The 25,127-nt window shown below is 68.6% G+C and carries 20 protein-coding genes; 6 read left to right on the forward strand and 14 right to left on the reverse strand.

Going from position 1 to position 25,127, the window contains the following annotated elements; translation table 11 throughout:
- Positions 1 to 26 precede the first annotated feature (26 nt).
- Entirely contained in the window at positions 27 to 599 is a 573-nt protein-coding gene (locus tag DS843_RS03825; protein ID WP_149467570.1) for a peroxidase-related enzyme, read from the forward strand.
- 27 nt (positions 600 to 626) lie between these two features.
- The gene (gene sppA / locus DS843_RS03830) at positions 627 to 2,378 is read left to right on the forward strand and encodes a signal peptide peptidase SppA (protein WP_149467571.1); all 1,752 of its coding nucleotides are present in this window, start codon (positions 627 to 629) and stop codon (positions 2,376 to 2,378) included.
- Positions 2,379 to 2,417: 39 nt separating this feature from the next.
- On the opposite strand, the gene DS843_RS03835 is transcribed toward sppA, so the two are convergent.
- From DS843_RS03835 to DS843_RS03845, 3 genes are all read right to left on the reverse strand, one after another.
- Positions 2,418 to 2,768 carry a hypothetical protein gene (locus tag DS843_RS03835; RefSeq protein WP_149467572.1) on the reverse strand — a complete coding sequence of 117 codons (351 nt, stop codon included), beginning with the start codon at positions 2,766 to 2,768 and terminating at the stop codon, positions 2,418 to 2,420.
- Between the two features lie 4 nt (positions 2,769 to 2,772).
- On the reverse strand, positions 2,773 to 2,958 hold the full coding sequence (locus DS843_RS03840; RefSeq protein ID WP_149467573.1) for a hypothetical protein: 186 nt from the start codon (positions 2,956 to 2,958) through the stop codon (positions 2,773 to 2,775).
- Between the two features lie 214 nt (positions 2,959 to 3,172).
- Positions 3,173 to 3,418 (reverse strand): hypothetical protein, encoded by a 246-nt coding sequence (locus DS843_RS03845; RefSeq protein WP_149467574.1) that lies wholly within the window; start codon positions 3,416 to 3,418, stop codon positions 3,173 to 3,175.
- 646 nt (positions 3,419 to 4,064) lie between these two features.
- Here DS843_RS03845 and DS843_RS03850 point away from each other — a divergent pair.
- Together DS843_RS03850 and DS843_RS03855 are read left to right on the forward strand one after the other, a co-directional pair.
- Complete coding sequence (locus DS843_RS03850; RefSeq protein ID WP_286191918.1) at positions 4,065 to 7,148, forward strand: chemotaxis protein CheB; 3,084 nt, start codon at positions 4,065 to 4,067, stop codon at positions 7,146 to 7,148.
- Entirely contained in the window at positions 7,145 to 9,679 is a 2,535-nt protein-coding gene (locus DS843_RS03855) for a PAS domain S-box protein (protein WP_149467575.1), read from the forward strand. The genes DS843_RS03850 and DS843_RS03855 overlap by 4 nt, the downstream gene beginning before the upstream one ends.
- Before the next feature lie 87 nt (positions 9,680 to 9,766).
- Here DS843_RS03855 and DS843_RS03860 read toward each other — a convergent pair whose 3' ends face one another.
- From DS843_RS03860 to DS843_RS03870, 3 genes are all read right to left on the reverse strand, one after another.
- Positions 9,767 to 9,979, reverse strand: coding sequence for a hypothetical protein (locus tag DS843_RS03860; protein ID WP_149467576.1), 213 nt, complete (start codon positions 9,977 to 9,979; stop codon positions 9,767 to 9,769).
- A 69-nt stretch (positions 9,980 to 10,048) separates the two neighbouring features.
- Complete coding sequence (locus DS843_RS03865) at positions 10,049 to 10,852, reverse strand: ABC transporter permease (protein WP_149467577.1); 804 nt, start codon at positions 10,850 to 10,852, stop codon at positions 10,049 to 10,051.
- Positions 10,852 to 11,445 carry an ABC transporter ATP-binding protein gene (locus DS843_RS03870; RefSeq protein ID WP_149467578.1) on the reverse strand — a complete coding sequence of 198 codons (594 nt, stop codon included), beginning with the start codon at positions 11,443 to 11,445 and terminating at the stop codon, positions 10,852 to 10,854. The genes DS843_RS03865 and DS843_RS03870 overlap by 1 nt, the downstream gene beginning before the upstream one ends.
- Positions 11,446 to 11,571: 126 nt before the next feature.
- Here DS843_RS03870 and DS843_RS03875 point away from each other — a divergent pair, with 126 nt between their 5' ends.
- Positions 11,572 to 13,104: an MDR family MFS transporter gene (locus DS843_RS03875; RefSeq protein WP_149467579.1), complete on the forward strand. Its 1,533-nt coding sequence runs from the start codon at positions 11,572 to 11,574 to the stop codon at positions 13,102 to 13,104.
- Between the two features lie 19 nt (positions 13,105 to 13,123).
- Here the strand turns inward: DS843_RS03875 and DS843_RS03880 are convergent, their stop codons facing one another.
- The 8 genes from DS843_RS03880 to DS843_RS03915 form a co-directional block, all read right to left on the reverse strand.
- Positions 13,124 to 14,194, reverse strand: coding sequence for an AI-2E family transporter (locus DS843_RS03880; protein WP_149467580.1), 1,071 nt, complete (start codon positions 14,192 to 14,194; stop codon positions 13,124 to 13,126).
- Positions 14,195 to 14,419: 225 nt separating this feature from the next.
- The gene (locus DS843_RS03885) at positions 14,420 to 15,817 is read right to left on the reverse strand and encodes a sensor histidine kinase (protein WP_149467581.1); all 1,398 of its coding nucleotides are present in this window, start codon (positions 15,815 to 15,817) and stop codon (positions 14,420 to 14,422) included.
- A 31-nt stretch (positions 15,818 to 15,848) separates the two neighbouring features.
- Complete coding sequence (locus DS843_RS03890) at positions 15,849 to 16,526, reverse strand: winged helix-turn-helix domain-containing protein (protein ID WP_149467708.1); 678 nt, start codon at positions 16,524 to 16,526, stop codon at positions 15,849 to 15,851.
- A 179-nt stretch (positions 16,527 to 16,705) separates the two neighbouring features.
- A complete protein-coding gene (locus DS843_RS03895; protein WP_149467582.1) occupies positions 16,706 to 18,244 on the reverse strand; it encodes a DegQ family serine endoprotease in 1,539 nt (512 codons plus the stop codon).
- 122 nt (positions 18,245 to 18,366) lie between these two features.
- Positions 18,367 to 18,939 (reverse strand): tetratricopeptide repeat protein, encoded by a 573-nt coding sequence (locus DS843_RS03900; protein WP_149467583.1) that lies wholly within the window; start codon positions 18,937 to 18,939, stop codon positions 18,367 to 18,369.
- A 208-nt stretch (positions 18,940 to 19,147) separates the two neighbouring features.
- Positions 19,148 to 21,289: an elongation factor G gene (gene fusA, locus DS843_RS03905; protein WP_149467584.1), complete on the reverse strand. Its 2,142-nt coding sequence runs from the start codon at positions 21,287 to 21,289 to the stop codon at positions 19,148 to 19,150.
- A 229-nt stretch (positions 21,290 to 21,518) separates the two neighbouring features.
- Complete coding sequence (locus tag DS843_RS03910; RefSeq protein WP_149467585.1) at positions 21,519 to 21,866, reverse strand: RidA family protein; 348 nt, start codon at positions 21,864 to 21,866, stop codon at positions 21,519 to 21,521.
- 112 nt (positions 21,867 to 21,978) lie between these two features.
- A complete protein-coding gene (locus DS843_RS03915; protein WP_286191919.1) occupies positions 21,979 to 22,764 on the reverse strand; it encodes a trypsin-like serine peptidase in 786 nt (261 codons plus the stop codon).
- A 45-nt stretch (positions 22,765 to 22,809) separates the two neighbouring features.
- Here DS843_RS03915 and DS843_RS03920 point away from each other — a divergent pair, with 45 nt between their 5' ends.
- Positions 22,810 to 25,053 (forward strand): DNA topoisomerase, encoded by a 2,244-nt coding sequence (locus DS843_RS03920; protein WP_286191920.1) that lies wholly within the window; start codon positions 22,810 to 22,812, stop codon positions 25,051 to 25,053.
- Positions 25,054 to 25,127 lie beyond the last annotated feature (74 nt).

Consider the following 25,127-nt stretch of genomic DNA (forward strand, 5'->3'; position numbering starts at 1 on the left):
CGGATAATCCGGAGGAGACCACAACGATGCCCCAGCCCGATCACGTCATGGCCCTGCCCGTTCCCGAGACGTCCGACCTCGACCCGGACATGGCGGCGCTCTTCGCCAAGTGCGAGGAGAAGCTGGGCTTCGTCCCCAACGTGCTGCGCGCCTACAGCCTGCGCCCGAAGAAGCTGCGCACCTTCGCCCAGCTCTACAACGAGCTGATGGTCGGGGAGAGCGGCCTGTCGAAGCTGGAGCGGGAGATGATCGCCGTGGTCGTGTCGTCCGCCAACCACTGCTATTACTGCCTCGTCGCGCATGGGCAGGCGGTGCGCAAGCTGTCGGGCGATCCGGAGTTGGGGGAGATGCTGGCCTTCAACTACCGCGCCGCCAAGCTGGAGCCGCGCCAGCGCGCCATGCTGGACTTCGCCTGGAAGCTGACCAAGGAGCCCTGGACCATGGACGAGCCGGACCGCCAGGCGCTGCGCGACGCCGGCCTCAGCGACGAGGAGATCTTCGACGTCGCCGACACCGCCGGCTTCTACAACATGTCGAACCGCGTCGCCTCGGCGGTGGACATGCTGCCGAACCATGAGTACCACAAGCTCGACCGCTGACCCCGCGCAACCACCGGAGCCGCCCGGATGCTGAGGTTCTTCGTCCGCCTGTTCGCGCTCATCGGCTTTCTCGTGGTGGCCGCCCTGGTCACCGGGGTCGTCCTGGTGATGCGGCACGAACCCGCCCGGCCCGACGCCGTGGTGCTGGAACTCGACCTCCGCGATCCGCTGGCGGAAGGGACCGTGGACCGGTTGGGCAGCCTCCTGGGCCATGAGACGACCTTCCAGGAGGTTCTGGACGCCCTGGAGCGGGGCCGCGAGGACCCGCGGGTGAAGGGCGTGCTGGCCCGCTTCGGCGGCGACAGCGCCAGCTTCGCCCAGGTCCAGGAGCTTCGGGCGGCGGTGGAGCGGTTCCGCGCGTCGGGCCGCTTCGCCATCGCCTTCGCCGAATCCTACGGCGACACCGGGGCGGGCAACCGCTCCTATCTGCTGGCCAGCGCCTTCGACGAGGTGTGGATGCAGCCGTTGGGCCTGCTCGGCCTGACCGGCCTGTCGGCCCAGATCCCCTTCGCCCGCGGGGCTCTGGACAAGCTGGACGTGCAGCCGCAGATCCTCCAGCGGGAGGAGTACAAGAGCTTCGCCGACAGCTTCACGCGGACCGACTTCACCCCCGCCCACCGGGAGATGCTGGAATCCCTGCTGGGCGACCTGACGAACCAGATCGTCGACGGCGTGGCGGTCAGCCGCCGCCTTCCCCCCGCCGCCGTTCGGACGGCGATGGCGCGGGCACCGCTGCTCGACCGCGAGGCGCTGGAGGCCCGGCTGATCGACCGGCTGGGCTACGCCGACGAGGCGCGGGAGGAGGCGCTGCGCCGCGCCGGAACCGGGCCGGACGCCGAAACCATGGAGCCGGCGGACTATCTGACTCTTGCCGGGCCGCTGAACCGCGGCGGCCCGGCCATCGCGCTGATCCACGCCACCGGCACCATCACGAGCGGCGACAGCGGCAAGCCCGGTCTGGGCGAAGTCACCGCCGGATCGGAGACCATCGTGGAGGCCGTCGAGGACGCGGTGGACGATCCCGACGTCAAGGCGATCCTGTTCCGCATCGACAGCGGCGGCGGCAGCGTCACGGCATCGGAGACGATCCGGCGCGCGCTGGTCAAGGCCCGCCAGTCGGGCAAGCCGGTGATCGCCAGCATGGGTGGCACGGCGGCGTCCGGCGGCTACTGGATCGCCTTGGCCGCCGACCGAATCGTCGCGTCCCCCGCCACCGTGACCGGCTCCATCGGCGTGGTGGCCGGCAAGATGTCGGTCGCCGGCCTGTCGGAGCGGCTGGGCGTGCATTGGGGCATCCTGGACACCGCCCCCAACGCCGGGCTGTGGTCCCCCTTCCGTCCTTTCACTCCGGAGGGGGAGGAGCGGCTGAACGCGATCATCGACAGCAGTTACGCCACCTTCCTGACCCGCGTGGCGGAGGCGCGGAACCTCACCCCGGAACAGGCGCGGGCCGCCGCGAAGGGGCGCGTGTGGACCGGCGCCCAGGCGCGCGACCTCGGCCTGATCGACGAGTTGGGCGGCGTCTCCACGGCGGTGACGCTGGCCAAGCAGGCGGCGAAGCTGGACCCGGACGCCCCGGTCAGCCTGATCCCCTACCCTCGCCCGAAACCGGTGCTCCGGGAGTTGCTCGACCTCGCCTCCGGCAAGGGCGACCTCGTGGAGGCGGCGGCGGTGCTGGCCGGACTGCGCCCGGCGCTGTCCGAATTGGCGCCGCTGGTGAACGCGGCCCGCAGCGGTACCGTGGAGGCGCGCATGCCGCCGCTGGGAATCGGGCGGTGACGCATCGACCGGGCGGCAAACGCCTCTGTTGGCCGCCCGTTACTCTTCGAGATTTTCGAAGTCGAACTTCGGCCCGCCGAAGCCGGTCGCATAGGTTCCGCACCACCAGAGCTTGATCAGGTATCGGAGTGGGTGGGCCGCGTTGAAGCGTTGAAAAAAGATGTAGAAGCCGCCGTCGAAGCGGGTGTGGGCGGCTCCGACCGGCGTGGAAGGAAACAGAATGTCACCCCTGCTCTCGGGACGGCTGTCGAACGATTCGACAAGACGCTCAACCGCTTTGAGGCCGTGAGTACCGAGCTTTGAGCGCTCCAACAGGAAATCATCCGTTACCTCGCGCGCGCAAACGACCTGCGCACGCGAGCCGCGTAATGGGATGTTGATTTGCTGCATGCTGTCAGCCCGCCGGCTTGTAAGGCTTCCAGCCAGTCTTCTCGACCGATTTGGAGAGGCGGGTAAATAGCTGGTTCGCCTTGCGCTGTTGCTCAGGCGACGCGATCCGAACGTTTTCGACGACTCTCGGCTCACCTTGAAGACGGCTGAAGGCGCCCTTCATCGAAGAAGACGGTCTTTTGGCGCTCATACCAGTTGCTCCGAGCCCAGGGGCGGCAAGCCCCGCTACCACCAATTTTGATACGATACCGAAGAATCCGCAACATTTTCATGGTTGCAGAAATCCTTTTCACCACCGCCTTCACAGCGGTGACAATGCGAGAGCATGCATCAAACCGATCGGGGAAAAATCAGGCCGGCGACGCCTCGCCGGCCTGCTGAAGAGTGGCTGCGGCGCGGTGGTGTCAATGGCGCGTCGCAAGCCCCGCCGAACAGAGCATCATCAGCGAACCGGCGCTCGTCCGGTTCTCGCTTTCCAAATAACTCTGAAATCCCGGTGAGCAGATCAACCGCGCTATTTCGTCCTTCGAAAAGACCGGCAGGAAGGGATTGTTCGACAGCTCCTCGTAAGCAGCCTTGGCCACTACTCTCAGGTTAGGCGGAATCGCCGTGATATATCGGTCGAGAGCACATTCGTCCTCGCGCTCCATCTGGCGCACTCCTTTCCTACATTTTTCATGATTAGTGGCTACGGATCAAAGATTGCGCAAAGCGCCATTCGCGTAAAGCGACATAAGCGAACGAAGTAGCAAATCCTGCACAGTGTTGTGCCCGCATCACATCATACTTTCTGGGTAAGCTGTGCGCCGGTGGCAAATCCGTTCGAATTTTACCTTTCCCGATCTCAGACGGGCATGGCAATCCGGAAAAGAACGGACGCTCCGCAACCGGCACGAATTCACCCGCTTACTCTTCGGGCATAGACGCTGATCGAATATGGAAAACGACCGAGCGGCAGAAAGTCTCCAAAACCGCGCTCTACCCGAACCGGGTTCGGAGGAAATCAGACGGAAGCAATTCAATCCATTGGTCATATGAGCATCGTCAAGAACATCCCGAGCCCTGGATAAACCTGATCTTTGAAAAGCGTGGCGCACTTGGCCCCCTCCGTCATCGGATTGTACGGATTGACCGACCGGACTGCTTCCTATATAGCCGCTTGACCCCTCGCCATTTCACAACCGCCGTCGCGCAGGGAAAAGGAGCGGCGCCGCGCATGGGAGGGTTTGAATGTCACGGTGAGACGGCAAATAACCCGTGAAGCCGTCCTTTTTTCCCGCAGAACCGAAGCACTCCGTGGAACCACAAGACAACGACCTTCCGACCACCGAAGACGCCGCGCGACCTCTTTCGAGGGCCGCGCCCGAATCTCCGACGGCGCAGGACGGGGAGGAGGACGGTGTCTCCGTCTACGGTCCCTATCCGGAAGGCGGGGAACGGGTCTGCTGCATCGTCGGCATCGGGGCGTCCGCCGGCGGGTTGGAAGCGCTCCAGCGCTTCTTCGACAACGTGCCGGGGGACAGCGACCTTGCCTATGTGGTGGTCCAGCACCTGTCGCCCGTCCACAAGAGCCTGATGGTCGACCTGCTGGCCAAGCACACCGCCATGTCGGTGGTGCAGGCCGCCGACGGCGTGGCCGTGGAGCGCAACACCGTCTATCTTCTGCCCCCGGCAAAGCACCTGTCCATCGAGGACGGGCGGCTGCGCCTGACCGCAAAGGACGTGGGCGGCGGCATGAGCCTGCCCATCGACATCTTCTTCACCGCGCTGGCGAAGGACCAGGGGCCGCGGGCGATGGCCGTGGTGCTGTCCGGCACCGGCTCGGACGGAACGCGCGGTGTTCTGGCGATCAAGTCGGCGGGCGGCTTCGTCGCGGTGCAGGACCCCGAATCGGCGCAGTTCGACGGCATGCCGCGCAGCGCGCTGGCCACCGGGCAGGTGGACGCGGTGACTCCCCCCGACCGGCTTCCGGCCTGCCTGATCGGGAACGCCCGCCGGGCCCTGTCCCGCAACCTGCCCGTCCCGCCCCGCCCGCAAGACCGCGACAACGACCCCCTGGCGCAGATCGTGGCGGCCATCCGTTCCGTCACCGGCGTGGATTTCTCGCATTACAAGCTGGCGACCCTGCTGCGCCGGATCGAGCGGCGGATGCACACCGCCGGCCTCGATTCGATGAGCGACTACGCCGCGCTGCTGCGCCGGAACAGCGCCGAGACGGTCAGCCTCTACAAGGAGATGCTGATCGGCGTCACGCGCTTCTTCCGCGACGAGGGCGCCTTCGCCGCGCTGGCCGACAAGGTGGTCCCCACCCTTCTGGCGAAGCGCAGCCCCACCGACATGGTGCGCGTGTGGGTCTGCGGCTGCGCCACGGGCGAGGAGGCCTACTCCATCGCCATCCTGTTCGCCGAGGCGCAGGAACGGATGGGCCGGTCCTTCGACGTCAAGATCTTCGCCACCGACATCGACCAGGACAGCATCGAGATCGCCAGCCTGGGCGAATACCCGCGCTCCATCGCCGAAGACGTGTCGCAGGAACGGCTGGCCCGCTACTTCACCGCCCGCGGCGACCATTACGTGGTGACGCGCGACATCCGCCGCATGGTGGTCTTCGCGGCCCACAACATCATGCGCGATCCGCCCTTCACCAAGATCGACTTGGTGAGTTGCCGGAACCTGCTGATCTATATGGACTCGCCGCTTCAGCGGAAGGTGCTCGGCCTGTTCCAGTACGCGCTGCGGCAGAGCGGTTTCCTGTTCCTGGGAACCAGCGAGACGCTGGGCGACCTGTCGGCGGAATTCCACGTCCTGGACAGCCGCAACAAGCTGTTCCAGAGCCTGCGCACGGGAACCCACCGGCTGTCGCGGCTGCTGGTTCCGACCGTCGCCGCCCCGGTGCACCGCCACGGCGACGAGGCCATGTCGCAGGCGCAGGAGGAAGGGATCGCCATCGACGAGGCGATCTCGACGCTGATGCGGGCCTATGTGCCGCCCAGCCTTCTGGTCAACGACCAGATGAACATCATGCATGTGTTCGGCGAGGCGTCGTCCATCCTGAAGGTTCCGGCGGGCGAGGCCACGCTGAACGCGCTGAAGCTGCTGCCCTCCTCGGTCTCCATGGTGGTCGGGACGGCGCTGACGCGGGCCTTCCGCTCCGGCGAGGAGTTCGCCCTGTCCAACATCCCGGTGAAGGACCGCGACGGGCTGCCCGCCGTCAGCCTGCGCGTGAAGCCCTTCGTCGCGCGCAAGACCGGACGGCGTTTCGCACTGATCGTGCTGGACCCCAGCGTCCCCACCCTGGCCCTGCCGGACAGCGACTTCGACTTCGACACCGACACCGCGGAGCGCATCCGCGGGCTGGAGCAGGAGCTGGTGTCCCGCGGCGAGAACCTCCAGGCCACCATCGAGGAGCTGGAGACCGCCAACGAGGAACTCCAGGCGACCAACGAGGAGCTTCTCGCCTCCAACGAGGAATTGCAGAGCACCAACGAGGAGCTTCAGTCCGTCAACGAGGAGTTGTACTCCGTCAACGCCGAGTATCAGGCGAAGGTGGAGGAGCTGACGGAGGTCACCAACGACCTGGACAACCTGCTGCGCTCGACGGAGATCGGCACGGTCTTCCTGGACAGCGGCATGGTGATCCGGCGCTTCACCCCGGCGGCCGCCCGCTTCATCAACATCATCCCGCGCGACGTCGGGCGGTCGATCACCCACCTGTCCACCAACATCGACTATCCGGAGTTCCTCAAGGACATCGAGACGGTGTTCCGCGACCACAGCCCCGTGGAACGGCACGTTCCCGTGCGCGGCGACCGCTGGATTCAGACCCGCATCCTTCCCTACCTGACCGAGAAGAACGAGGTGGCCGGCGTGGTCGTCACCTTCGTGGACGTCACCGCGGCGAAGGCGGCGGCGGAGCAGCTCCAGACCGTGCTGAACAGCCTGCCGGAGCATGTCGCGGTCATCGATTCCAACGGCGCCATCACCATGGTCAACCACGCCTGGCGCGTGTTCGGCGAGAAGAATGGGGCACCGGCGCTGGAACGTTGCGGTCCGGGTACCAATTATCTTGATGTCTGCAACGCCGGGGAAGGAACCGAAGGCGAAGACATCGCCCGTGCCGTGAACGACGGGCTGCGCCGGATACTGGCCGGCGAGACCGACCAGTTCACGATCGAATACCCTTGTCATTCCGACAAGGAGGAGCGCTGGTTCATGATGCATGCGTGCCGTCTGGCCGGACTGTCGGGGGGAGCGGTGGTCAGCCACATCGACATCACCAACCGGAAGCGGATGGAACTGCGCGCGAGCGGGCGGCGGAACGGCCAGAAGACGCAAGGCGGCCTTACCGACCGAAACACGGCGGCCGGGGGCGCGGCGTGAACGGATTCCGGAACGAACGGCTTCGCAAGCGCGCGGAACAGGCTCTCAACTCGGGCGGCTTCGAAGGGGCGGAGGTTTCGGCGACCACGCTCAAGGAGGTCCTGCACGAGCTGTACGTGCATCAGGCCGAGCTGGAAATCCAGAACGAGGAACTGCGCACCGCCCAGCAGGCCCTGGAAGCCTCGCGCATCCAGTATCTCCAGCTTTTCCAGTCGGTGCCGCTGGCCTGCTTCACCGTCAACGCCATGGGCATCGTCTGCGAGGCCAACGCCGCCGCGGAGCGGCAGTTCGGCCTGCCGCTGCGCCGGCTGAAGGGCCGCCCGCTGACCCTCATGGTGGAATCGCTGGACCACGGGCGCCTGTTCACGGCGCTGTCCCGGCTGCGCGATTCCGGGCAATGGACGCGCCAGGAATACGCCTTCGTCGGCGCCCACAGCGCCATCGACGGCCTGACCGACGCCCGGATGGTCGAGTTGGACGACGCCGACAAGGGCGACGTCCTTCTGACCATCACCGACGTGACGGAGCGCAACGTCTGGGTCGGTGAGCTTCAGAACGCCCGCGACGAGGCGGAGCGCACCCGCGCCGCCTATCACCACATCCTTCAGGCGGTGGCGGACGGCATTTGCGGCCTGGATGCCAATGGCGCCATCACCTTCGTGAACGCCGCCGGCCAGTCGATGACCGGTTTCGGCGCGTCCGAACTGGTCGGGCGCGGCTTCGACATCCTGGCCGGCGGTGCGTCGGACGGCGCGCGGCGCGCGGTAACGCTGTCGCTGGCCGACGGGCAGGTCCGGCAGGTGGCGGACGGACGCCTGCGGCGGCAGGGCGGCGAGGATGTCGTGGCGGAGATGACCGTATCCCCGATCCTTCAGAACGGGGCGATCACCGGAGCGGTGGTGGCCTTCCGCGACGTCACCGCCCGCCGCGCGGCGGAACTGGCCCTGGCGGAGAGCGAACGGCGGCACCGAACGCTCGTGCAGTCCCTGTCCGAAGGGCTGGCGATGCGGTCGGTGGACGGCACGGTGATGGTCGCCAACGCCATGGCGGAGCGGCTGATGGCCGGACCGGCGGGCATCCTGCTCGACCCCCGCGCCCGCCCCTACGAAAGCCGGACTCCGGGCGACCGGAAGGGGCGCGCGGCCCAGCGGCGCTTCATCGGCGCGGACGGCGCCCGCCTGACCGGACCGCCGCCCGCCGCCCGGGCGGTGGACAGCGGGAAGCCGGTCGTCGAACAGATCATCGGAATCGCCGACGGAGACGGCGCGGGGGCTTCCACCCGCTGGCTGCGCGTGTCCAGCCACCCTGTGCCGGGCGCCGACGGGCGGCCCGAGGCGGTGGTCTCCAGCGTCACCGACATCTCCGCCATCAAGTCGATGGAGCGCGACCTGAACGTGGCGCTGGACGCCAAGGAGCGCTTCATGGCGGCGGCCAGCCACGACCTGCGGCAGCCGGCCCAGGCCCTGACGCTGCTGTCCGGGCTGTTGCTGAAGGAGCCGATCCCGGAGGAGGCGCGCCGCATCGCGATCCAGCTCCGCGACACCGTGACCTCGCTCGGCGGCCTGCTCGACTGCCTGCTGGACATTTCCAAGCTGGAGGCCGGGCTCGTCACCCCCCACACCACGCCGGTGGAGGTGGGGGTGATCATGGAGCGCCTTCACGGGGAATTCCGGGCGGTCGCCCTTTCCGCCGGCCTGACGCTGCGCACGGTGCCGGTGCGGCTGACCGCGAACACCGACGGCGGGCTTCTGGAACGGGTTCTGCGCAATCTGCTGACCAACGCCATCCGCTACACGCGGCAGGGCCGGGTCCTGTTCGGCGCGCGGCGGCGCGGCGGCGCCCTGCGGTTCGAGGTGTGGGACACCGGCATCGGCATTCCCGAGAACCAGCTCGACCGCATCTTCCAGGACTTCTACCAGATCGGCAACGCCGCCCGCGACCGGCGGGAGGGCCTCGGCATGGGGCTCAGCATCGCGCGGCGCCTCGTCCACATGCTGGGCGGCACCATCGAGGTGACCTCGGCCCCGGGCAAGGGCTCCGGCTTCGCCGTCACCCTGCCGAAGGGCGCCATCCTGGACCAGCGGCACTGCGGCGATACGCTGGACGACGATTTCGCTTCGTCCGGCGGCGATGCGGACGGCGACGCCACCGTCCTGCTGGTCGAGGACGACGCGGTGATCCGCATGGCTCTGGGCCTGATGCTGGACGGCTGGGGCTACCGCGTGACGGAGGCCGGTTCGGTGGCGGAAGCCCTGGAACTGGTGGACGGCACGCTGGTGCCCGACCTCGTGCTGACCGACTACCGCCTGCCGGACGGCGACACCGGCCTGATGCTGATGGACACGCTGCGCCGCCGCTTCGGCCCCGACCTGCCGGGGGTGCTTCTGACGGGCGACACCTCCTCCGACCGGCTGCGCGAGGCCGCCGGGGCGCAATGCGCCCTGCTGCACAAGCCCATCCAACCCGACGACCTGCGCCGCACCGTGCGCACCAGCCTGGAGCAGCGCGACCGGGAGACGGAGCCGACGTAGCTGGCGTAGCGGCGGCCTTGCCCCCACCCTAACCCTCCCCTGCGAAGCGGGGGAGGGTTAGGGTGGGGGCCTTGGCCGCCGCTACGCTTAAGGACGCTCCAAATCCGCCTGGGTGGCGCGCTTCAGATGGTTCAGCCGGTCCTCCGCGTCGTTGCGGGCGTAGGGGCCCTCCACGTCCATGCCGAAGCTGACGTAGAAGCCATCGGCCTGGGCGATGTGGGTTCCGACGGGCAGATACTCGTCCGTTGGCTCGTCGTTGCCGACGATCGCGCCGTTCCGGATTTCCACGATGTGCGCCATGCTCCGCGCCCCCCGTCGCCAATGCTGGGTACCAATCGGGTTCAACCGCGGCGAGCCCGTCCGGGTTCCTTACGCCCCGCTCCGCCGCACCAGCCGGTCGAGCCGCAGCCGGTGCCGCCGGTCGCTGAGCCGCCGCACCGTCGCCAGCGCCGCCGCCAGGACGCCCAGCCCCGTGGCGCCGGAAATCAGGAACATGATGAGGATCTGGTACTTCACGGCCTCCCCCGGATCGACGCCGGACAGGATTTGGCCGGTCATCATGCCCGGCAGGGCCACCACCCCCATGGCCGCCATGCCGTTGACCGTGGGCATCAGCGCCGTGCGCAGCGCGTGGCGCAGCACGGGACGCAGGGCCACCCAGCGGGTGCGGCCCAGCGCGAGCTGCGCCTCGATGGCGGACCGCTCCCGCGCCGCCGCCGTCAGCGTGTGAAGCGCCAGCCCCACCCCGCTCATCGCGTTGCCCAGCACCATGCCCAGCATCGGAATGGCGTAGCGCGCGTCCCACCAGGGGTCGGGCCGGACCGCCGTGGACAGGCCCAGCAGCAGGACGATCCCCGCCGCCGCCCCCATCGCCCCGGTGCCGATGCCGTAGGCCCACCAGCCGGCCAGCCGCCGTTCCTGCCGGGCCATCGTCTCCTGACCGGCGAACAGCAGCATGACCAGCGCCGCGCCCAGGGTCAGCCAGGGCGATTCCAGGGCGAACAGCCGGGTCAGCACCAGCCCGACCAGGGAAAGCTGAACCACCATCCGCATCGACGCCACCGCCAGGGGCCGCGCCAGCCCCAACGCCAGGGCCGTGGACAGGCCCCCGTTGACCAGCAGGAGCAGCGCCGCGACGGCAAGGTCGGTGTAGTGAAGGGAAATCAGCGGCATCACACCCCGTCCGTCACCACACCGCCGCTCACCAGCAGGTGCCGGTGCGCCAGCCGGGCGGCCTGCTCGGGCGAATGGGTGACGATCAGCACCCCGGCCCCGCGCGCCAGTTCGCCGCGCAGAAGCGCCTCCACCCGCTCCGTCGCCTCCGCGTCCAGCGGGCCGGTCGGCTCGTCGAGCAGAAGCACCTCCGGCCCCTGCACCAGCGCGCGGACCAGGGCGAGCCTCTGCCGTTCTCCCGTGGACAGGCGGGCGACGGGCCACTCCATCACCTCCCACGGCAGCCCCAGTTCCCCGGCGAGCGCGGCGGCGCGGTCCGGCTCCGCGAAATGGGCGCCCACCCGGTCCTCCCACCAGCCCGACTCCGCGGCGACGTAGGTCACCCGGCGGCGCCAGAGCGGAGCGGGCAGATCCTCCCGCAGGACGCCGTTCAGCCGCACCTCTCCGTCCGAGGGGTCGAGGTCGGCCAGGGCGCGCAGAAGCACGGACTTCCCCGAGCCGGACTTCCCCCGCACGGCCACGCATTCCCCGGCCTCCAGCCGGAAGGAGGCGGGCTTCAGCACGCGGGTGGACAGATTGCGTACGGTCAGCATGGGCCGATGGCGACTATTTCGGAAAGGCGGCGGGGAGATTAGCAGCCATCCGCGGCGGAGTCCTTGCGCGGAGCGTCCCGGGGGCTATGGTACGCCCCACCGTTTATTCCGGCCCGAACCGAGACCATGACCGACGCCTCCAACGAGCACGCCGTCTTCACCCACCGCGAGATCATGCGGGTGTTCAGCGGCGTGGCGCTCGCCATGCTGATGGCGGCGATGGACCAGACCATCGTCGCAACGGCCCTGCCGACCATGGCCCACGACCTGGGAAGCCTGGAAAACCTGCCCTGGGTGGTCACCGCCTATCTGCTGGCCTCCACCTCCACCACGCCGATCTACGGCAAGCTGAGCGACCTCTATGGGCGCAAGCGGGTGCTCCAGGTGGCGATCTTCCTGTTCCTGGTCGGGTCGGTGCTGTGCGCGCTGGCGCAGAGCATGGGGCAGCTCATCCTGTTCCGCGCCATCCAGGGACTCGGCGGCGGCGGCCTGATGGCGCTGGCCTTCACCATCATCGGCGACGTGGTGGCCCCGCGGGAGCGCGGGCGCTACCAGGGCTACATCGGCGGCATCTTCGCCCTGTCCAGCGTGGCCGGGCCGCTGTTGGGCGGCGTCTTCACGGAATCGCTGAGCTGGCACTGGATCTTCCTGATCAACCTGCCGATCGGCGCCGCCGCCCTGCTGATGACCAGCCGGGCGCTGGACCGCCTGCCCGCCGGGCGGGCGCAGCCGAGCATCGACTATGTGGGCGCGGCGCTGCTGATGGGCACGGTGACGTCCCTGCTGTTCGTGGTGTCGCGCGCCGGGATCGCCCTGCCCTGGACCTCCCCCACGATCCTCGGCTTGAGCGCGCTGGGCCTCGCGATGCTGGCAGTCTTCCTGTGGCACGAGCGGCGGGTGAAGGAACCGATCCTTCCGCTCCACCTGTTCCGGGAGCCGGTGGTGGCGGTCGCCAACCCGGTGGTCGCCGTGTCGGCCATGGTCCTGTTCGCGGGCATCGTCTATCTGCCCATGCGGTCGCAACTGGTCGCCGGGACCAGCGCCACCACCTCCGGCTTCCTGCTGCTGCCGATGGTGCTGGGCATGGTGCTGGGTGCCGGGGGCGGCGGACGGCTGATTTCCCGGTCCGGGCGCTACAAGGTCTTCCCGCTGACCGGGCTGGCGCTGGCCGCGGTGATGTATCTGGCGCTGGGGCTGTCGCCGACGGTGTCGGAAAGCGGGCTGTGGTCCACGCTGATCCTGATCCCGCTGGGCATCGGGCTGGGACTGGTCATGCCGGTGATGACGGTCGCCGTCCAGAACGCGGTGGACCGGCGCGATCTCGGCGCCGCCACGGCCTCCGTGGGGTTCTTCCGCTCGCTCGGCGGGTCTGTGGGGGTGGCGGTGTTCGGCGCGGTCTTCGCCGCCGACGCGGAGGCCCGGCTGAACGCCGCCGGCCTACCCGGCATCAGCGGGCGCGAGGTGATGGAGCGCGGCCCCTCCGCCCTCTCCGGCCTGCCGCCCGCCGCCCGCGCCACCGCCCAATCGGTGTTCGAGCACGGCTTCTCCACCCTGTTCCTGCTGGCCGCCGGGCTGGCCGTGCTGTCCTTCGTGATGACCCTGTTCCTGAAGGAGCTTCCCCTGCGCTCCGCCGCGGACGTCAAGGTGGAGGCGGCGTGACCGCCCTCATTCCTGGTCCTCACTCCTGCTCCTCGCTGGGGAAGTGCCGCCCCTGCCCCAGCTTGTCCTCGATGTAGAGCATGTTCACCAGCACCAGCAGGACGACCGCGAAGGGTGTCGCGAGGAACATGCCCATCAGCCCGAACAGCACCCCGCCCGCCGCGATGGCGGCGATGGTGATGACGGGGGGCAGGTCCACCACCTTCTTCTGCATCAGCGGCATGACGACGTTGCCCTCCACCTGCTGGATCAGCACATAGAGCCCCGCCACCCACAGCGCATCCTGCGGCGACTGGGCGAAGGCGATGAGGATCGCCGGAACGGCGGCCAGGAACGGGCCGATCAGCGGGATGAACTCCAGCAGGGCCGCCAGAAGGCCGAGCGCCGGGGCGCTGGGGATGCCCAGCAGCAGGAGCCCCGCCGTGGTCAGCACGCCGACGATGGCCATGGAGGCCAACTGTCCGATCAGCCATTTCCACAGCGACTCCCCCGTCACGTCCAGCACCTCCCGCGCGCGGTCGTGGCCGCGCGGCGGCACCAGAAGGACGACGCCGCGCTGGTAGACTCCGGGCGAGGCCGCCAGATAGATGGCCGTGAACATCACCACCACCAGATCGCCCAGAAAGAACATGACGCTGGACGCGACGGAGCGTAGCCGGTTCATCCAGGATGACGCGTCCCGCCCCTGCTCCATGATCTGGTCGCGCAGCGACGCCGGAAGCTGCTGCACGGCGCCGCTGACCTGTTGCGAGAGCTGGTCGAACTGGCTGACCACCGAATGGCCCATCAGGAACCCGCCGCCGACCAGGAGCGCCGCCAGCAACAGCAGCACGACGCCCAGCGCCCAGCCCTGCGGAAGCCCGGTGAAGCGGCGCACCAGCCCGGCCATGCGCTGGAACAGGATCGCCAGAAGCACGCCCGCGAAGACCAGCAGAAGCGCGTCCGCCACCTGCCAGGCCAGGAACAGCGTGCCCAGCACGCCCGCGGCGATCAGCACCTTCCAGGTGAACAGCTTCAGTTCGGTCGCGCTGCTCCGCCCGGCGGTCGCCGCTTCGCCGGCCTGCAAGGGGGCCTGTCCGGTCGCGTCCATCGTTCCCATCCGCCGTTGCCACCGGCTTGCCGGTCCGATGGACAAACGCCGCCCGCAGGAAAGAGTTGCACCGCCGCGCCGCTAGTACCTTCGTGCTAATACGCTTATCCGAATGCGCGCCGGCGGTTGGCGCCCCATATCATGTCTGACGCCAAGGAGTCATTCTCGCTGATGTCACCTTAAAAGCCCGCCGGAAACGGCGGGCTCTTTTCTTGCGGGGACGGCTCAACCCGCGTCCTTCGGGAAGACGATGCCGATCCGCAGCCCCGGCGCGTTGTCCTCCAGCCGCAGCAACGCGCCGTGAAGCCGCGCCACCGCGTCCACGAGGCTGAGCCCCAGCCCGTTCCCCGGCGAGGCCCGCGCGGCGTCCAGCCGGACGAAGCGCTCCAGCACCTTCTCCCGCATGTCGGGCGGGATGCCCGGACCGTTGTCCGCCACGGTGATGCGGGCGGCCTGTCCCGTCCCCTCGCCTTCCAGACGCAGCGCCACCCGCCCGCCTTCCGGCGTGTATTTGATGGCGTTGTCCAGCAGGTTCGACACGGCCTGGGCCAGCAACTGCTCGTTCCCGTGCACGGTCGGTTCCGCCCGGATGTCCGTGGTGAGCGTCAGACCCTTCTCCTCCGCCACCGGTTCGTAGAGGTCGGCGGCCAGCCGCACCACCCCGGCCAGTTGCACCGGCTCCAGCGCCTTGCGGTTGGCGCCGGATTCGGCCTCCGCGATCGACAGCAGCGCCGTGAAGGTGGCGAGCAGCCGGTCGGCCTCCAGGATCGTGTCCTGAAGCACGGCGCGGTAGACCTCCGGGTCTTCGGTCTCACGGATCAGGGCCAGTTCGACGCGGGCGCGCAGACGCGACAGCGGCGTGCGCAGGTCGTGCGCCACGCTTTCGGTCACCTGCCGCATGCCGGTCATCAGCCGCTCGATCTGGTCCAGCATGGCGTTCAGGTTGCCGGCCAGCCGGTCGATCTCGTCCCCACCGCCGCCCCGCGGAACGCGGCCCGACAGGTCGCCGGCCATGATGCGGTGGGTGGTGCGGTTGATCGCCTCGATCCGGTGCATGGCGCCACGCGCCAGCAGCAGGCCGCCGCCCAGCCCCAGCGCCACCGTCACCAGGAAGACCCAGCGCAGAGACACGGCCATGCGCCCGCGGAGCTGGTCCAGCTCGCTCATGTCGCGGCCCACCAGCAGGCGGAACTGGCCGGGCAGGACGAAGGACACCGCCATGGCGGTGGAGGGCCGGTTGTTCACGCCGCCGTAGTCGGAAATCTTGAAGTGGGTCCAGCCGCCCGGCCCCGGTTCCGCATCGGGCCAGCCCGACAGGTTTCCGGCCAGGATGACTCCGCCCGGCGTGGTCAGCAGATAGATGGAGTTGGTGTGGGAGACCGCGCTGCGCTCCCGCACGGAATCGACCAGCCCGCGCAGGCCGGCGTTGCGGTACTGGTCCTGAAGCCCGGCAACCTCCAGCGCGATGGTGGCGCCGATCTCCTCCTCCAGGAAGCCCGCGGTGGAGCGGTACACGACCGCCAGGATCACGCTGACCGAAATGATGAACAGGCCCAGGTAAAGCAGGGCCAGCCGGAACGGCGTCGTGCGCAGAAGCCGCAGGGTGGAAGCGGCAGCCTTCACGCTCCACCGCCTGCCACCATCCCCACCATCGTCACTGCGGCGCCCGCAGGCTGTAGCCGGCGCCGCGCACCGTGTGGATCAGCGGAGTCGGGAAATCCTTGTCGATCTTCTGGCGCAGACGGGCGATGTGCACGTCGATGACGTTGGTCTGCGGGTCGAAGTGATAGTCCCACACATTCTCCAGCATCATGGTGCGGGTCACCACGCTGCCGGCGTTGCGCATCAGATACTCAAGCAGGGCGAACTCGCGCGGCAGCAGGTCGATGGACTTGCCGGCGCGGCGGACCGTGCGCGACAGCAGGTCCAATTCCAGGTCGGCCACCACCAGACGGGTCTGCGGCTGGGCGGCGCTGCGGCGGCGCACCAGCACCTCGATCCGGGCGAGCAATTCGGAAAAGGCGTAGGGCTTGGTCAGGTAATCGTCGCCGCCGGCCTTCAGCCCCTTCACCCGGTCGTCCACGCTGCCGAGCGCCGACAGGAACAGCACCGGCGTGTCGTTGCCCGTGGCGCGCAGGATCTCGACCAGCGACAGCCCGTCGCGGCCCGGCAGCATCCGATCGACGATCATGACGTCGTAATGCTCGGAGCCGGCCAGGAACAGCCCCTCCTTGCCGTCGTTGGCGACGTCCACGACATGCCCGGCCTCCTTCAGTCCCTTGGCGAGGTAGGAGGCGGCCTGCTGGTCGTCTTCAATGACGAGGACTTTCATGAGCATGAGATTACCGCATCCTTCCGCCGGTCCAAAGTCGAATGGCCTTCGCCCATCCCGGAAGATGGAAGGCCAAACGGAACGTAGGGTGGAGGATGCCTGCGGAGCGGGGGCTCGCGCCGCGGACATCCTCCACCCCGTCACCGGTGACGGGAGAGAAGCACCGGTGTTTCCCCAAGTCACGCCTTGCCGAGCTTCAGCGGGACGAAGCTCTCGTTGCCGCCGCGGTTGACCAGCAGAAGGACCGCCTTGCGGCCGTTCTTCTCGGCCTCGTGCAGGCTCCGGGTCACCTCCGCGGGGGAGGTCACGGCGTTGTCGCCGACCTTGACGATCACGTCGCCCGGACGGACCGCCACGTCACCGGCCTGGGGAGAGACCGACGCGACGACCACGCCCTTCACCTCCGCGCCGAGGCCGAGCCGGCTGCGGGCGGCGCCGTCCAGCGGGGCGAGCTTCAGCCCCTTCACGGCTTCCACCGCGCTGTCGGCGGCGGGGCCGGCCTCCTCCGCCGCGGCCACGCGCTGCTCCGCGGGCAACGGCGCGATGCTGACGGCGAGCGTCATCTCCTTGCCCTTGCGGACCACGGTCAGGTCCACCTTGTCGCCGGCCTTGGTGTCGGCCACCCGGCGGGTGAGGTCGCGCAGCGTGTTCACCGGCTTGCCGCCGTAGGACAGGATCACGTCGCCCTGGCGGACGCCGGCCTTGGCGGCGGGGCTGTCCGGGGTCACCTCTGCGACCAGGGCGCCCTTGGGCTGCGACAGGCCGACCGACTCGGCGATCTCCGGCGAGATTTCCTGGATCTTCACGCCCAGCCAGCCGCGCTCCACATGGCCGTTCTCCTTCAACTGGGCCACGACCTGCTTGGCGATGTTGGACGGAATGGCGAAGCCGATGCCGACCGAGCCGCCGTTCGGCGAATAGATGGCGGTGTTGATGCCGATCACCCGGCCGTCCATGGTGAAGGTCGGGCCGCCGGAGTTGCCCCGGTTGATGGCGGCATCGAGCTGGAGATAGTCGTCGTAGGGGCCGCTGTGGATGTCGCGCCCGCGGGCCGAGATGATGCCGCTGGTCACCGTGCCGCCCAGGCCGAAGGGATTGCCGACGGCCATGATCCAGTCGCCGACGCGGGCGGCGTCGCTGTCGCCCCACTCCAGGGACGGCAGCGGCTTGTCGGATTTCACCTTCAGCAGGGCGATGTCGGTCTTGGCGTCGCGCCCGACCAGGGTGGCGGGCAGTTCCGTTCCGTCCTGGAGCGTCACCGTGATCTCGTCGGCGCCGTCGATGACGTGGTTGTTGGTCACCACATGGCCGGCGGCGTCGATGATGAAGCCGGAGCCGAGCGAGCCGACCTTGCCGCGCGGCTGCGCCTCCGGACCGCCATCAGGGACGCCATCCTGGCCGAGCTGGTCCTGGAACTGGCGGAAGAACTCCTCGAAGGGCGATCCCGGCGGGAAGGCGGGCAGCCGCGGGTTGGCGCGCTCGGCCTTCACCTGCTGGGTGGTGGAGATGTTCACGACGGCGGGCGACACCCGGGACGCCAGGTCGGCGAAGCTTCCGGGAACGCTCTGGGACGGGACGCTCTCCACGGCGGCGGCGGGCTGCGGGGCGGCGATGAGGAATGGACCGGTCAGCACCGTGGTGCCGAGGAGAAGGGCGGCGATGGTGCGCCGCACCCGACTCGATCGCGGGGCGGACCCGGCGTTGGCGGGGGTGGACATCGGTTGCTCTCCGTGACTGGCGTGCGTTGATCGTTGCCCCATAAGTAGCGGGCGCCGGGTCACGGGGGGCTTGCGGGCGGATTAAATGATTTTCAGGGAGGGAATAGAAGACGCCGCCGCGTTCACAGGGCCGAACCGGCCATGCGCAGGCGGATGTTCATGGCTTGCCGGCGCACGAGTTCCAGATGCGGGTTGATGGCCAGAGCCGCGTCGAAGGCGCGCAGCGCCCCCGCCGGTTGGTCGATGGCGAGATAGACGAGGCCCAGCCCGGCCAGCGCCCCGAAATGGCGCGGCTCCAGAGCCAGCACCCGGCGGATGTCCCGCACCGCGGCGTCGTAATCGCCCAGCAGATATTCGGCGTTGGCCCGCTTGTTCCAGCCTTCGGCGTAGGTCGGGTCGGCGGCGACCACCTGATCGAAGGCGGCCAGAGCCTCGCCGTAGCGGTCGGCGTTCAGGTCCTGCACGCCGTGGTGCATCAGGACGATCAGATCGTCGTTGGGATGCTCCAGCCAGATGTCCCAGATGCTGTTCTCCACCGCCTCCGCCGCGACGGCATCGCCGGCGGTCTGCAGATCCTGGAACAGTCCACCGAGTCGCGCGTCCTCCTGCCCTGCCCAAGCCCGCGTACCGGGGCCGGAAGCGCCGAGGAGCAGAAGGGCCAGGAAGGCCACGGGCAAGAAGATTCGCTGGGTCATACCCAAAAACTGGGATGCGTCACCTGTGCGCAACACTCATCCAAAGGTGGTGTCGCCGCAAGAAGAGTCCCTCATCCCGGCGGCATACTCCGCCCCATACTCCGCCCATGAGGCCGAGGCAATGACGCCCAGGCAAAGAAAAAGGCCGGCGGATCGCTCCGCCGGCCCGTTTTCCTGGAGGCAACAGCCCGCCATCAGGCGGCCTTTATCAGGCGGCCTTGCTGCGGCCCGCCACGATTTCCTCGGTGACGTTGCGCGGCACCGGCTCGTAGTGGCTGAACTCCATCGAGTAGGACGCACGGCCCGAGGTCATGCCACGGAGCTGGCCGATGTAGCCGAACATCTCGTTCAGCGGCACATGGGCCTCCACGGCGATGTTGGTGCCACGCTCGAGCTGGCCCAGCACCGTGCCGCGGCGGCGGTTCACGTCGCCGATGACGTCGCCCAGGTAATCGTCCGGGGTCACGACCTCGACCTTCATGACCGGCTCCAGCAGGATCGGAGCGGCGAGCTTCAGAGCCTCGCGGAAGCAGGCCTTGGCGGCGATTTCGAACGTCAGGGCGTTCGAGTCGACGTCGTGGTACTTGCCGTCCACCAGGCGGGCGCGGAAGTCCACAGTCGGATAGGAGGCGAGGACGCCCTCTTCCTTCTGCATTTCCAGGCCCTTCGCGACCGACGGGACGTATTCGCGCGGCACCGTGCCACCGACCGTCTCGTCCTTGAAGACGAAGCCCTCACCGCGCTCCAGCGGCTCGAAGACGATCTTGACTTCGGCGAACTGGCCCGAACCGCCGGTCTGCTTCTTGTGGGTGTAGGTGTACTCGACCGGCTTGGTGATCGTCTCGCGGTAGGCGACCTGGGGCTTGCCCATGTTGCCTTCCACGCCGAACTCCGTGCGCAGACGGTCCAGCGTCACTTCCAGATGCAGCTCGCCCATGCCGCGCAGGATGGTCTGGCCGGTTTCACGGTCGGTCTCCAGGCGGAGCGACGGGTCCGCGCGGACCATCTTGCCGAGCGCGATGGAGAACTTCTCCTGCTCGCCCTTGGTCTTCGGCTCGACCGAGACGCTGATGACGGGGTCGGGGAAGCGCATGCGCTCCAGGATCACCGGCGCCGAGGCGTCGCAGAGCGTGTCACCGGTGTCCGTCTCCTGCAGGGAGACGAGCGCGATGATGTCGCCGGCGCGGGCTTCCTCGATCGGGTTGGCCTGGGCGGCGAACATCTCGACCATGCGGCCGATCTTCTCGCGCTTGCCACGGGTCGTGTTCAGGACCGACATGCCCTTGGTCAGCACGCCCGAATAGACGCGGACGAAGGTCAGCGAGCCGTAGGTGTCGTTGATGACCTTGAAGGCCAGCGCCGCGAAGGGCGCTTCGTCGGAGCTGAGACGCTCGCCGTTCGGGTTGCCGTCCTCGTCCACCGTCTTGATGGCCTCGACGTCGGTCGGGGCCGGCAGGAGGTCGACGACCGCGTCCAGAACCTGGCAGACGCCCTTGTTCTTGTAGGACGAGCCGCAGAGGACCGGGGTGAAGGTGCTGGTGATGGTGCCCTTGCGCAGGCAGGCGCGCAGCACTTCGGCCGACGGCTCCTCACCCGACTCCAGGTAGGCTTCCATCGCCGCGTCGTCCATCTCCAGCGCGGTGTCGACCAGCTCGGCGCGCAGGGCCGGGATGCTGGCGATGTTGTCCAGGTCTTCCTTGACGGTCAGGTTGAGCTTGCTCGCCAGATCGTCGGTGACCTCCCAGATTTCCCACTTGGCGTCCTTGTCGTCCGAGAACCAGACGTACGCCTTCATCTCGATCAGGTCGACCATGCCGCGGAAGTTGTCTTCCGAGCCCAGCGGAACCTGGATGCAGACCGGGCGGGCGTTCAGGCGGCTCTTGATCATGCCGACGCAACGCTGGAAGTTCGCACCCGAACGATCCATCTTGTTGACGTAGCAGATGCGCGGGACGTTGTAGTTGTCCGCGAGACGCCAGTTGGTCTCGGACTGCGGCTCCACGCCGGCCACGCCGTCGAACACCACGACCGCGCCGTCGAGCACGCGGAGCGAGCGGTTCACCTCGATGGTGAAGTCCACGTGGCCCGGGGTGTCGATGACGTTGATCTTCTTGTTGCGCCAGAAGGCCGAGACGGCAGCCGACTGAATCGTGATGCCGCGCTTCTGCTCCTGCTCCATGTAGTCGGTCGTGGTCGAGGACTTCAGGTCCTTCGTCTCGTGCACGTCGATGATCGTGTGCTTACGACCGGTGTAATAGAGGATGCGCTCGGTGGTCGTCGTCTTGCCGGCATCGACGTGGGCGATGATGCCGATGTTCCGGATGTCAGAAAGAGGCGTTTGGCGCGGCATGTTGCGAATCCATTACTGTAACGCAGCTATCGAAGCGCAACGACGGTCGTCCGCTCCGGCGGCAGAGGTTGGTCGGGGTTTTACGGGTGATCTGTTAAGGCGTGATTAACGTTCTGTAAATCCGGAAGGTCAAGCCTTCCGGATTTTTTCGAAGCACGCGGCCCTCACAGTCTGGTGGGCCACGCCGGCAAACCCCAACCGAGGGAGCCGGGTCGCCCCGTTACGCAGCTTATTTGGCCGCCGTCACCTGAATTTCAACGAGATACTCCGGCGCGGCGAGCTTCGCTTCCACCGTGGCGCGGGCGGGCGTGTTGGCCGGGTCGACCCAGGCTTCCCACGCCTTGTTCATCGCGCCGAAGGTGGCGATGTCCGTCAGATAGATGGTGGCGGACAGCAGCTTGCTCTTGTCCGTGCCGCCCTCCGCCAGCAGGGCGTCGATCTGGCCCAGGATCTGGCGGGTCTGCGTTTCCACGTCCGGAGTCGGATCGTCGGCCACCTGGCCGGCCAGGTAGACCGTGTCCTTGTGGATGACCATCTGGCTCATGCGCGGTCCGGAATGGAAGCGCTGGATCGACATGGGTACGGCTCCGGTTACGGGGTCTTGAACGCGCGTACGTCTATGCGATTCACGCCCAACGGCCTAGCAAAAAATGAGGCGGCACCGCTCAAAGCTGCCCAGCGCCCGCGCATCACCGCAAAGAAGGCGTATTTCCCTCGACCGCGGCCACGAAAGCGGCGGTCGGCACGGCGATGTTGCGGGGGGACGGCCCGCCGACCGCGGCCACCGCGATGCCGGCCACCGCCCAGCCCTCCCCCGCCCCGCCATTATCAAGTGTGCGGACCAGCAAAGCGGCCCCGCTGACTCCGCGCGTTCCGTCGCAGTCGTGGACCAGCAGCGCCCCCCGCTCCGTGTCGTCGAGTCCGCGCGCCGCGCAGCCGGTGTCGGCGGTGACGATGTGGGCCTTGTCCTGGCTGTAGCCGCCCAGCATCAGGGGCGTGCCCGGTTCCGGCGGGACTCGGGCGAGCGGCAGCGGCGCCACCCCCTGCGGCGCGTCGCCGTCCAGCGTCAGCACCGCCCAGTCGCCGACGAGCCCGTCCAGCCGCCGTTCCCGGTCATAGGGACCGCCGGTCTCCAGCGCGGCGACGGCCCGGTGCTGGCGATACTCCCCGCGGTCGTAGCCGAACAGGACGTGCAGGGAGGAGGCCGGCAGGAAGCGCTGCGCGCGGTTGAGCAGGCAATGGGCCGCGGTCACCACCCGGCGCGGCGCCACCAGCACGCCGGTGCAGCGGGCGCCCAGATTGCTCTGCACCCTGACCAGGCTGTTCCAGGGCGCGCGGGCGGCGTCCACCACCACGCGCCGGTCCTTCGCCCCGATCCCCGGCAGCAGCGGGTTCTGCGCCGCCGCCGGAAGGGCGGCCAGCAGGATCGATAGGAGCAGCGTCGCTGCGACAAGAAATCCGCGCAGGACGGCCATCAAGCGTTCTTGATACGTTTTCATAATCGTCTTACCATGGCGGCCATGGCCACGCTCATCATCACGGAAAAATCCAGTCAGGCAAAGGACCTGCGCGCCGCGCTGGGGGAGCGCTACGGGCGCATCCTGCCGGCCGAGGGGCACCTGCTGCGGCTGGCCGAACCGGACGAGGTGAACCCGGACTGGAAGCGCTGGTCGCCCACCCTGCTCAAGCCCGACGGACTCTACCCGACCCGACCCGACGGCGGCGGTAACAAAACGGCGAAGCTGGCGGCCATCAAGGCGGCGCTGAAAGGGTGCGATCAGGTCATCCTCGCCACCGACTGCGACCGCGAGGGCCAGTTGATCGGGCAGGAGATCCTGGAGCATCTGGGCTTCCGCGGGCGGGTGCAGCGCGCCCTGTTCACCGCCCAGGACCCCAAGACGATCCGCGACGCCTTCGCGAAGCTGAAGCCGAACACGGAGCTTCGCCCGCTCTACGAGGCGGCGGTGGCGCGCCAGCAGGCCGACCAGATCTTCAACCTGTCCCTGACCCGCACGGCGACCAAGACGCTTCTGGCGCCCGGGACGCGCGGGGTGATCGGCATCGGGCGGGTGAAGACCCCGACCCTGGCCATCGTCTGCCTGCGCGAGCTGGAGATCCGCAACTTCAAGCCGGAGGATTATTTCGAGGTCGTGGCGACGGCCACCGCCGCGGGCGGCTCCTTCCTGATGCGCCACGCCCCGCCGCCGAAGGACCGCATCAAGGATCGCGCCCGTGCGGAGGCCATCGCCCGCGCCGCGGACGGCCACGACGGCCCTCTGTCGGTGACGGTGGAGGACCGGCGGCAGGCCCCGCCGAAGCTCTACGACCTGCCCGCGCTCCAGAAGACCTGCGGCCAGCGCTGGGGCTGGACCGCCGACCGGACGCTGGAGGTCGCGCAGGAGCTTTACGACGGCGAGGGCAAGAAGCTCATCACCTACCCGCGCGCCGAGGCGCGCTATCTGTCGGAAAACCAGATCGCCGACGTGCCGGCCATCACCGGGGCGCTGACCCGGCTGCGCGGATTCGCCCATCTGGACCTGTCCCGCCCGGTGATCCGCCGGGGCAAGTCCGGCCATTTCTGCGACAAGGCGCTGGAGGGCGTGTCGCACCACGCCATCGTGCCCAACGTCAATGTCCTGGACGATCTGGAAAGCCGGCTGAACCGCCTGACCGACGACGAGAAGCGGCTCTACGCTCTGATCTGCCGCTCCTACCTCGCCGCGGTGATGCCGGATTACGAGTACCGGCAGACCACCGTCCTGATGGACGTTCCGGTCGAGGGTAAGCCGGTGGTCTTCCGCGCGGTCGGGCGCATCCCCCTGAAGCTCGGCTGGAAGGCGGCCTTCGGCTCCGCCGAGACGGACGGCAAGCCGGAGGAGAAGGAGGAGGAGCAGACCCTCCCCCCGCTGACTGACGGCGAGCCCGCCCGCCTCTCCGACCCCAGGGTGGAGGCCAAGCGGACCCAGGCGCCGCCGCGCTACAACGAAGGCACCCTGGTGGACGCCATGCAGAACGCCTGGCGTTTCGTGGAGGACCCGGCGCTGCGCGACCGGCTGAAGGAGGCCAAGGGCATCGGCACCCCGGCCACCCGCGCCGAGATCATCAAGGGCCTGCGCCGGCAGAACCTGCTGGGCGCCGACGGCAAATGGCTGGTTCCCACCCCCGCCGGGCTGCAACTGTTCGAGACGTTGCGCGGCGCCGCCCCCACCCTGGTCGATCCCGGCACCACCGCCCTGTGGGAGATGCGGCTGGACGAGGTGGTCACCGGGCGCGCCGATTTCCGCAGCGTCATCGACGGCATCGCCGACGAGGCCGGGCGACTGATCGGCGCGCTGGTCGGCAACCGGGGTCCCGCGGTGGATCTCGGCGTCCGCGGCGCTCCGGTCCGCGCCGGACGGGGCGCCGGGCGGCGGCGCTCCGCCACCCCCAGGGCCGCAGGGACGCCCCGCACGCGCAGCCGCAAGCCGGCGGTTGCCGTTGCCGCCGGTGCGGAGGCCGAAGCGCCGAAGAAGCCGCGCCGCAGCCGCAAGGCGAAGGCCGCGCCGAAGGTGCCCGACTCGATCAGCCCCGCCGCCGAGGCCATCACGACGCCTCCCGTGGCGCCACCCGTGGCTCCTCCCGGCGGCGCACGGCGGAAGGCCCCGACCGACAAGATGGTCGCCTTCGCCCGCAGCCTCGCCGACCGCAAGGGCGTCGAGTTGCCGGACGCCGTGCTCCAGGACTTCGACTCCTGCCGCCAGTTCCTGGACCGCCACGCGCGTTGATTGCCGGGGTGGGGGCAAAGAGACTTCAAATCCCTCCCCGACTGTGGCCCGGGCCACAGCGGCGGGGGCGTCAT

The sequence above is a fragment of the Roseomonas genomospecies 6 genome (genome assembly GCF_008365375.1).
GTDB lineage: Bacteria > Pseudomonadota > Alphaproteobacteria > Azospirillales > Azospirillaceae > Azospirillum.